Raw genomic sequence first — 8,970 nt, forward strand, 5'->3', positions numbered from 1 at the left:
GAGACGGTTCTCTTGGTCGAAAACCCATCTACCAGGGGCTTCACCACGTTGTCAGCCCAACCGCCCTACTTCAGAGGCAGGTTGGAAAGGGCTCATTGTCTGGCAGTCGGGGCTCTGCGCGGCTGGGGGAGTCGTTTGCTTGCTACCCGGCTCCTCGTCCTGGCCGGGGCCCTGAGGCTGCTGGCCGGGCCGGGCCTCGGGCACCGTGACCTGCTGCCCCGCGAAATCATGCCCGGATCGGTGATGGCGGGCAGGTTGTACGGCTGCGGCTTGCCCCGGCTGGCCTCGAACAACTGCGGTCAGTCGGCGCCGTCGCCGAGTTCCTCCTCCGCGATCTTTGACAGGTAGTCGCCCGGGTGGACCGTGACGACGAGCTCGTTCTTCTCGTCGGCCGCCGGGGCGATGTCACCCAGCTGCGTACGGACGCCTCCCGCGGCCGCGTAGGTGTCGGGCATCTGAAGCTGCTGGCCGGGCTGCAGAAAGCTGTTCGCGCGAAGGACCGTGCCGTCGGCCATGGTGTGGCCTTCGTTCAGGCCGGCGGTCTCCCGCCACCGTTCGCCGTCCCCCAACTCCCGCTCGGCGATGCCCCACAGGCTTTCTGCGGGCCGCATCTCGCGCACCGCGTACGTCGCGCGGGAAGCCGGTGTGCTTGCCGCGGAGGTCTGATTCTGCTCGGTCTCGGTAGCGGTCTGCGCCTGGGTGTGCCCGGGGTTGGTGGGCCGCCGTGGTGGCCTGGGCGTCGGAGGCCAGCGCCGAGCTGGTGGGCAGCAGCACCAGGATGCTGCCGATCAGGAGAGCCGCGGCTCGTTGCGAAAGTTCGTCCAGCACGACCTGTCACCCTGCTGGAGCGGGTCGGGTCAGGCGCGGGTGGTCGGTTCCAGGAATGCGGTCCGGACTGCCGCGCGACAGTGAAGTGCGGTCCGATGGCGCTCTCGGAGCCGCGGACGTGGACGGGTGGGTGGGGCGAGCGGCGACCGAGGCCGCCGGGGGAGTCACGACCGGCGCCGGTGCTCGGCGAGCCGTGGCCGGGCGGCCTGGTTCTGAGCCGGCGGAGCACCCAGTTGGTGCCGACGCCGGCCGGATGTGTCCGAGAGACCTTGGGCGGAACGACCGTGCACGTCGGGCAGCTTAGGCGCGTGCGCGGAGTTTACCCGTGCCGCCCCGCTGGAGAGAGGGATTTCCGCAGGCGGGTGCCCTCACGGCAGACTGGGTGGGCAGTCTCCGACAACGATCCGCCGTGCGAGGAAGCCGCAGCGACCGTGAGTGACGATCCCCGACCCTCGATGCCCCCGGCCCCGGACCTTTCGGTGCCGGGCACCGACGACGGAGGCGCCTTCGGTATCGACGCGTTAACGCTCGACGACCGGCTGCGGCTGTTCCACTTCGCCGCCGCTGAGAAGCGGCACGAGTATCTGTGGCTGCTGCGCGCGTTCGACCGGGGCCGGGCCAACTACCAGGTGCTGTTGCACGCTTCGGACGCGACCGCACTCATCGGCAGGCTGGCCGCCGAGAATCCCGGCGCGGCGGCGGTCGGCGACGTACAGCCGCTGCTCGACGCCCTCGCCGAGTGGCGGGTGCTGGACCGCAGCTATGACGGAACGCGTGCGGCGAACCTGGCCGAGTACCGCAACCGGCACTACGTGTACCAGTTCACCCAGGCCGGATACCGCGCGTACCGGGCGGTGGAGGACGTCGTGGGTGCGGCGCTGGAGGACGCGCAACTGTCCCGTCTGGTCTTCCCGGACATCCTCGCCGACCTGGCCGCACTGGCGGAGGCGAACGCCGCGGGCGATGCCGAGGAGGTGTACCGCAAGCTGGGGCGCCTGGACTCCGTGCTGAACGAGATGGCGCAGCGGGCCGCCCGCTTCTATCTGATGCTCGGTGATCTGGCGCGGACCAACGACGCCCGGCCTGAGGTGTTCCTCGCGCACAAGGACGCCCTGCTCGCACACATGCGGGAGTTCACCGCCGAGCTCGGCCGCTACGCGCCGCTGCTCGCCCAAGCGGTGGAGAAGGCCGCTGCGAGCGGTGTGGAGCGGATGGTCGGGTACGCCGCCGAGGCCGACGAGCGCCTCTTCCGCTCCCCAGCGGCGCGTCTCGACGACTGGCGGCAGCGGTGGGCCGGCATCGTGCACTGGTTCGCCGAGCGCGAGCACAGTGAGGCCGAGCGGCTGCAGGACGCGACGGTCACCGCGATCCGATCCGTGCTGGCGCTGCTGCGCCGGGTGACCGAGGCGCGACGTGGCGGGGTGAGCCGGGAGAGCCAGCTGCGGCACCTGGCGCAGTGGTTCACCTCGTGCGCCGGGGACGACGACGCGCACGCGCTGTTCCAGGCGGTGTTCGGGCTCGGCGCGCCCCGCCACATCGCGGTCCCGTACGCCGACCCCGAGCTGATCGCGGGCCGTACGTCCTGGTGGGAGGCCGAACCGGTCGAACTCGCCCGCACCCTGGTGCAGTCGGGCCGTACCCCCTCCCTCAGAGGGCCCGGCCGGATCGAGCGCAACGACGCCGAGCGGGCCCGGCTGCGGGCGGCGCAGGTCCGGGAGCAGGCCGAACGGCGGGGCGCCGCCGTCTCGCTGGCCCGCGACGGCGCGTACGGCCGCGTCCTGGACGAGGCCGAGACACGTGCCCTGCTCTCCCTCCTCGACGTGGCGCTCGCCGCCCGGGTGCCGGTCACCCGGGGCGTGGGCAGCGGCGCAGCCGCTTCTGGCTCCGCACACGGGGTGCGTCTGACCCTCACTCCCACGCAGCCGGGGGAGTCCTTCACCACCGTGCGTACCGTGCGCGGCGATCTGCACCTGGACGGGCTGCGTCTGGAGGTCAGCGGATGAGTACGCGGGTGGCCGAGGGCGTCTCGGCCCTCGAACTGGCCGATTACCAGAAGGCGGTGCGGCTGGTGCTGCGGCACCCGCTGATCACGCCGGTGTATCCGGATCGCACCGCCCTGGCGACCGTACGCCGCTGGGCGCAGCAGTTGCGCACCGATCTCATGGAGGTGCTCGGTTACCGGCTGATCACCACCGCGGACACCGCCCGCCTCCAGCGCGCCCAGGACCAGCTGGACGCCACCCGGCCCGCCCTCAGCCGCGCCGGACGCCCCTTCGACCGCCGCCGCTACGCCTACCTCGCTCTAACCCTGGCCGCGCTCGGCCGGCACGGTGCTCAGGTGGCGCTCGGCGAGCTGGCGCACGCGGTGGCCGCCGACGCCGTACGCATCGAGGGTCTTGGCCTGGACACCGCCCGCAAGCACGACCGGGACGCCTTCGTCGACGCCGTCACCTGGCTCACCGAGCGCGGTGCGCTGCGGCTGGCCGACGGATCGGCCGCCTCCTGGGCCTTGGATCCGGAGCGGGCCGAGGCGCTGTACGACATCGACCGGGAGGTCCTCACCGCCGTGCACCAGCCCACCCGGGTGCTGCAGCACGTCATCTCGGTGACCGCGCTGCTGGACTCGGCGGGCGCGCTGAGCCTGTCCGAGGGGCGTCAGGCCCGGCGCCGCTCGGCCGCCCGGCGAGCCCGCCGGGCGGTCCTGGAGAACCCGGTCGCCTACTACGCGGACGCAGGCCCGGAGCTGACCGGCCAGCTGCGGGCGCCCGCGCTCGCCGAGGATTTGTCGCGGCTGACCGGTCTCGCCGTGGAGCGGCGTTCGGAGGGCATCGCCCTGGTGGACACCTCCGGCGGCCTATCCGACCTGCGTTTCCCCGGCGGCGGCACGGTCGCACAGGCCGCGCTGCTGCTCGGCGCCCGGATCAGCGAGGCGGCGGCACGTCATGGGCGGCACGCCCCCGAGCTGCTGCCCGCGCCGACGGCGGCCGAACGCCTGGCGGCGCGGGCCGACCGCATCGACCTGGCGCTTCCGGCGCACGGGGTGCTGGCTGAGCTCGCCGGTGCCGACGACGAGGCCGGCCTACGCGTGGGCGGGGCCATCGGCCAGTCGTACGGTGCGTACCGACAGGACGACTCGGAGAACGCGGAGAGCGCTAGCACCCCCGGCGTCGACGGCCAGGACGGCGTGGAGACCCGCTACCCGCTCGTCACCACCTCGTGGCTGCGCGGCCGAATGCGGGACATCACCGCCCAGTACGGCGCGGGCTTCGCCGCCGACCTGCGCGGCGACCCCGACCGGTTGCTCGAGAAGGCCCTGGACCTGCTGAGCGCGATGTCGCTGATCGTCCAGGTGGACGGCGGCATGCTGGCCCTGCCGCTGCTCGCCCGCTATCGGGGCGTCACCGCCGAGGTGAAGAAGCGGATGCCCCAGCCCAGGAACGGGCCGCCGCCCGAGGCCGCCGTCGATTCCCCGTCTCTGCCCGCTGCCGATTTCCCGCCCCAGCCCGCCCTGTTCCCCGCCCACGACGTGAAGGACTCCGCCGAGTGAGCGCCACGACCCCCGCCCCCCAGCCCCGGTACGTGCCCACCCGTGCCGGGATCATCAACCTGTGGGACTACCGGGACGAGGAGTTCTCCTTCGCCGGCGGCTGGCTGGTGCTGCGCGGCCCCAACGGCTCCGGCAAGACCAAGGCCCTCGAAGTGCTCTTCCCGTTCGTGCTGGACGGACGGATCGACCCCAAGCGGCTCAACCCCTTCGCCGCCGAGGACCGCACCATGAAGTCCAACCTGCTCTTTCGCGGGCAGGAGGCGGCGCTCGGCTATGTCTGGATCGAGTTCACCCACCGCGCCACCGGCCAGGCGGTGACCTGCGGTATCGGCCTGCACGCCCAGCGGCACCGGGACACCCCGGCGCGCTGGCACTTCGTCGTCGACGGCCGGGTCGGCGAGGACTTCTCGCTGCTCACTGCCGACGACCGGCCGCTGACCAGGAAGCAGCTGGCCGCCGAGCTCGCCGAACTGGGCGGTGAGCCGATCACCTCGGCCACCGACTACCGGGCCGCCGTCGACCAGCGGCTGTTCGGCCTGGGCCGGGAGCGCTACGAGCAACTGCTCACCCTCATCCTGACGCTGCGTCGTCCGCAGCTGGCGAAGAACCTCGACCCGGCCAAGCTCTCCGACACCCTCACCGAGGGCCTGCGCCCGCTGGACGAGGACCTGATCGCCGAAGCGGCCCGTTCCTTCGACGACATGGAATCCGTCCAGCGCACTCTGGAGGGCCTCGTCGCCGCAGACGAGGCCACCCGGTCCTTCCTGGCGGCCTACTCGACGTATCTGCGGGTGAACGCCCGCGTCGCCGCCGACCGGCTCAGCGCCCGCCGCGCCGATGTCGCCGAACGCGAGCGGGCCCACGCCGCCACGGCCGCGGAACTTGAGACGGCCCGTACGGCGCGGGCGAACGCGGACAACCGGGCCGATCAGGCCGAGGCCGCGCTCGCCGCCCTGCGCGCCGGCCTCGACCAGCTGCGTACCTCGGCCGCCTACCAGGCCGTCGAGCAACTCGCCGACCTGGAACGCCTGGTGCGCACCTGTGAGCAGACCGCCCGGCAGGCCACCGCCGAACGCGAAAGGCGCACCGCGGCCACCGGCCGCGCCCGCGCCGAGGCCGAGCACTCGGCCCACCTGGCCGCTGAACTCGACACCGCCGTCAGCGCCGCGGCCGCCGCGCTCGCCGACCACGCCCACCGCGCGGGCATCGCCTGGAGCGCCGCCGACGCGGCCCCCGACGCCCTCGCCGACCGCGCCTCGGCGCGCGCCGAGGCCCGCCACGAGGGCGTTCGCGCGGTGCGCGCGGCCGTCCAGCGGCTGCGCGACACCAAGCAGACCCGCCGCGCGGCCCGCGCAGGACTGGACCGCGCCCAGGAGGCGGCCCAGGCGGCCGAGACCGCCGAACGCGAGGCGGACGCCGCGCTCGCCGCCGCCCACGAGCGGGCGCGGGCGGAACTGGAGCAGTGGACGCAGCGGTACCACGCCCTGCTGCCCGAAGGGACCGAGGGCCGTCTGGCGACCGCCCTGGACCTGGCCGCCGAAGCGGCCGGCACCCCAGCCGATGGGGAACGCGGCAGCGCCGCGACCGAAGACGTCACCCTGCCAGGAGTCTTCACCGATGCCACCGCTCCCGCGGTGCAGGAGCTGCGCGACCGCCTCGCCGGGCTGCGCGCCCGGCGCACCGGGCTTCAGGCCCGCCGGGCCGAGACCCAGGCCGAGCGCGAGCTGATCGCCGCCGAGCACGACGACGCGCCGCCCGCGGCCCGGGGCCGCACCACCGACCGTGACGGTCGCACCGACAGCGGGGCCGCCGTACCGCTGTGGCGCCTGGTCGACTTCGCCGACGGTCTCGACGACGGGCAACGGGCAGGTGTGGAGGCGGCCTTGGAGGCCTCCGGCCTGCTCGACGCGCTCGTCACAGCCGAGGACCACCCGGTCACGGCCGGGGCCGGCGACGGTTTCCTGCGCGCCGGCGCCGCCATCGACGGGCCCAGCCTCGCCGACCTGCTGCGCCCCGAGGAGACCGCGGCCCTCCCGGCCGCACGGATCACCGCCGTCCTGAGCTCCGTCGCCGTGGCCGGCGAGCCCGCCCCCGGCGGCGCGCACATCGCGCCGGACGGCCGCTACGCCGCCGGCGTGCTCATCGGCGCGCACTCCAAGGAGCACGCCGAGTACGTCGGCGCCACCGCCCGAGAGCGCCGCCGCGCGGCCCGGATCGCCGCCTGCGACACCCTCCTGGCCGAGCTGGACGCCGAGCTGGCGGATCTGGCGCACGAGCGGGCCCGTATCGAAGAGATCATCGAGGAATACGCCGCCGCCCGCGCCGCCCTTCCGGCCACCACCGTCATCGCCCGGTGCCTGCGCGCTTCGGACCAGGCCGTCGCCTCCCTGCGCGCCAAGCGTGAGGCGACCGCCGCCGCCCAGTCGGCGTACGACGAGGCGCAGGCCGCCTGCTCGGTCGCCGAACGGGCCCTGCGCCGCGCCGAGTCCGAGTACGCCGTGATCGCCGACCGCGCGGACGACGCCGAACGCGCCACCCGCGCCTTCGAGAGGGCGGCGGGCGACCTCGCCGCCCGGCGCCGCGAGCACACCCGGCAGGCCGAGACCGCGTCCGCCGCCGCCGACCGGCTGACGGCCGCCGCCGAGGACGAGGAGGCCGCGGTCGAGGCCGAACGCGCCGCCCGGCGCCGCCACACCGAGGAGGCCGCAGGCCTTGAGGCACTGCGCCAGGCCGTCGGGGCCGAGGCACAGCAGGTCATGGTTCAGGTCGAACAGACCGAGAACGATCTGGAGGCGACCGAGGGTGAAGCCACCGCGGCCCGCGCCGCGCAGCACCGGGCGATCGCCGACCTCGCGGCGGCCGAGGCGCGCCGCACCGCCGCCGCCGAGGCGCGCCGGGTCGCCGCGGCGGAGGAGAAGGACACCGCCCGGAGCCTTCAGCCGTACGCTGCCCGCGAACTCCTCGACATCCTGCGCTGCCCGCCGGGCCTGGCCTGGCCCGCCCAGGAGGCCGACTGGGCCGGCGACCGGCTGCCGCCCGCCGCCGTGGCTGTCCACGAGGCGGTCCTGTCCGCCACCCGCGACCTGGCCCCCACCGAGAGCAGCGTCAAACAGTCCGTGACCCGCCTGACCAAGGCCCTGGAGGATCTGCACGCCCAGCTCGCCGCCGCCGGACAGGACTACCAGCCCGCCTGGGACAGCTCCAGCGGCGTCATCGTGGTCACCGTCGCCGACGAACAAGGGTCGCTGCCCATCGCCTCGTTCGCCGAGAAGATCGCCGACCACCGCCTAGACCAGGCCGAACTCCTCTCCGACTCCGAACAGCGGATCCTTGAGGACGCGCTGCTCACCCGCCTCGCCCAGCAGATCCACGACCGCACCGTGGACGCCCGTGACCTGATCCGCCGCATGAACTCCGACATGCGCGAGCGCCGGATGTCCTCGGGCACCACCGTCGGTGTGAGCTGGCTGCTCGCTGACGTCCTCGACGACGAGCAGCGCGCCGTGTGCGCCCTGCTGGACGCCGACGCCGCCCGCCTGGGCCCGGAGAAACTGGCCCGGATGCGTACCCACTTCGCCGCACAGATCAAGAACGCCCGCGCCCGCTACCGTGAGGCCCCCTACCGGCAACTGCTCGCCGAGGTGCTCGACTACCGGCGCTGGCGGCAGTTCGCCTTCCAACTGGTCCGGCCCGGCGGCGAGGAGGAGCGCCTCACCCGCGCCCGGCACAGCCGCCTGTCTGGCGGCGAGCAGTCCGTCTCCCTGCACCTGCCGCTGTTCGCCGCCGCGCACGCCATGCTCAACTCCGCCCACCCCGACGCCCCGCGGCTGCTTGCCCTCGACGAGGCGTTCGCGGGCGTCGACGACACCGGGCGCGGTGAACTCATGTCGCTGGCCGCACAGTTCGACCTCGATCTGTTCATGACCGGATACGACCTGTGGGCCGTGCACGCCGCGGTCGGCTCCGCCGCCCACTACGACCTCGCGCACTCCGCCGTCGACCACACCGTCTCCGCACTGCTGCTGCTGTGGGACGGCGAACGCCTGCACGCCGACGAGACCGGCGAGCTGACCGCCGTCCTCGGCTCTCCGGGCACGCGCGGCGTCCACCGGGCGCGGAGGACGGAGGCGGGCCTTGTCGACTGAGATGCCGGCCGAGACGTACGGGGAACTCACGGGCGAGGGCTGGCGACGCCTGCTCGCCGCGGCCCGCCGCAGGCTGGAGCGCACCGGTGGCGCCCTCGACGGCGAGATCGGGCTCAGCGCCCCCGGCGATGCCGAACGCCGCACTGTCATCGGCGTCACCGGCCGCTACCGCCCCGAGACCGTCAAACGCCTCACCGTCCCCCTGCGTGACCTCGACCGATACCTGTACGACCGCTACGGCACCGGCCTGCTCCAGATCCTGGGCCGCCTGCACGGCCCCCTGCGCGACCGGCCCGCCGAACGGGCCGACGAGTCCGCCCTGCGCACCCGCACCCTGGAGGCCGCCCGCGCCACACCCCTCGCCGACCTGGACTGGTACACGGCATGGCTGGAGCGGATCGCCGCCGACGGCACCCTCACCCGCCTGGTGCGCCGCGGCGACGCCCCCCT

General features: G+C 74.1%; 5 protein-coding genes. 4 read left to right on the forward strand and 1 reads right to left on the reverse strand.

From position 1 onward, the window contains the following. Nucleotides 1–299: 299 nt before the first annotated feature. Nucleotides 300–611, reverse strand: a complete 312-nt coding sequence (locus AB0I54_RS47480) for a hypothetical protein (protein WP_363302636.1) — start codon at nt 609–611, stop codon at nt 300–302. Nucleotides 612–1,259: 648 nt separating this feature from the next. Here AB0I54_RS47480 and AB0I54_RS47485 point away from each other — a divergent pair. The 4 genes from AB0I54_RS47485 to AB0I54_RS47500 form a co-directional block, all read left to right on the forward strand. Next, nucleotides 1,260–2,831 carry a TIGR02677 family protein gene (locus AB0I54_RS47485; protein ID WP_363302637.1) on the forward strand — a complete coding sequence of 524 codons (1,572 nt, stop codon included), beginning with the start codon at nt 1,260–1,262 and terminating at the stop codon, nt 2,829–2,831. Further along, nucleotides 2,828–4,375: a TIGR02678 family protein gene (locus AB0I54_RS47490; protein WP_363302638.1), complete on the forward strand. Its 1,548-nt coding sequence runs from the start codon at nt 2,828–2,830 to the stop codon at nt 4,373–4,375. Before AB0I54_RS47485 ends, AB0I54_RS47490 begins: the two co-directional genes overlap by 4 nt. Beyond that, a complete protein-coding gene (locus tag AB0I54_RS47495) occupies nt 4,372–8,520 on the forward strand; it encodes a TIGR02680 family protein (RefSeq protein WP_363302639.1) in 4,149 nt (1,382 codons plus the stop codon). The genes AB0I54_RS47490 and AB0I54_RS47495 overlap by 4 nt, the downstream gene beginning before the upstream one ends. Beyond that, a partial coding sequence (locus AB0I54_RS47500; RefSeq protein WP_363302640.1) for a TIGR02679 domain-containing protein occupies nt 8,510–8,970 on the forward strand: 461 nt, incomplete at its 3' end. The genes AB0I54_RS47495 and AB0I54_RS47500, both read left to right, overlap by 11 nt.

Source organism: Streptomyces sp. NPDC050625 (assembly GCF_040654755.1).
GTDB lineage: Bacteria > Actinomycetota > Actinomycetes > Streptomycetales > Streptomycetaceae > Streptomyces.

Coding starts and splice junctions, on each gene's coding strand:
- AB0I54_RS47480 (WP_363302636.1), bottom strand. CDS start 611: ATGCGGCCCGCAGAAAGCCTGTGGGGCATCGCCGAGCGGGAGTTGGGG.
- AB0I54_RS47490 (WP_363302638.1), top strand. CDS start 2,828: ATGAGTACGCGGGTGGCCGAGGGCGTCTCGGCCCTCGAACTGGCCGAT.